Genomic DNA, 1,037 nt, shown 5'->3' on the forward strand with positions numbered 1-1,037 from the left:
GAGCAACCTCAATGATCTTACCCACACGCATCTCCAACTTAGCAAAATCGCCGTACGCAATCGTATCCATATTTACTCCCTTATTATTGATGAATTAATTTTTTACTAAATTTAAGTAAAGTGTAAACATTTACACTAGCACTAAAGCTAATAATTACAAGCGGTAAAGATCTCAATATTGGAAGTAAAAGATAACTTTGATTGCCATACTATCAGCGACAGTGTTAAATAAGAGCGGTACTGAGTAGAGGTAGAAAATGGCGACAATTAAAGACGTAGCAAAGGAAGCTGGAGTATCGGTTGCAACGGTTTCTCGTGTAATCAATAAATCCCCGAAGGCAAGTGCAAGCTCAATTGAGTCGGTGACGCTGGCAATGAAAAAGCTGGGCTACCGCCCCAATGCCAATGCTCGTGCGTTAGTGAGTCAAAGCACCAATACCGTTGGTGTTCTGGTGGGTGATATCTCAGACCCTTTCTTCGGCACTCTCGTGAAGTCGGTCGACAATGTTGCGCGTGAAAACGGCAAACACATTCTAGTCGGTAATGGCTCTCACGATCGTGAAGAAGAGAAGCAAGCCATTGAACTCTTAATCAACAACCGCTGTGAGTCTTTGGTCATTCATTCAAAAGGACTGACCGATGAAGAGCTGATCGCCTACGCTAAAGAGGTGAAAGGCTTAGTGGTGATAAATCGCTATATCCCTGAGATCGGTGAACGCTGCATCTACTTAGACAACCAGAAAGGCGCCTACCTTGCCACTGAATACCTGATCCGTCACGGACACCGCAACATCGCGTGTATTGCTTCATCGATCAACATTGAAGATGCACAAGAGCGTATCCAAGGCTATCGTGACGCACTCAACGACTACAACATTGAACTGCCAGAAAGCTATATTGAAAGCTCGCAGCCAAGCAGTGAGGGTGGCGAATACGCCATGACGAACCTGCTGACCAAATCACTGCCTATTACTGGTATCGTCGCTTATAACGACTACATGGCTGCAGGTGCACTCTCTGTGTTGGATGAAAACGGC

1 protein-coding gene and 1 pseudogene are annotated in these 1,037 nt (G+C 45.1%); one reads left to right on the plus strand and one right to left on the minus strand.

All coding sequences use genetic code 11. The features are described 5' to 3' along the window. A pseudogene (locus KIV40_RS34850) lies at positions 1–70 on the minus strand (tRNA-binding protein); the annotation flags it as partial. A gap of 187 nt (positions 71–257) precedes the next feature. On the opposite strand from KIV40_RS34850, the gene KIV40_RS34855 reads away from it, so the two are divergent. Beyond that, positions 258–1,037, plus strand: a 780-nt coding sequence (locus KIV40_RS34855) for a substrate-binding domain-containing protein (RefSeq protein WP_285354037.1), incomplete at its 3' end; no start/stop codon positions are given.

Source organism: Vibrio sp. D173a (genome assembly GCF_030248475.1).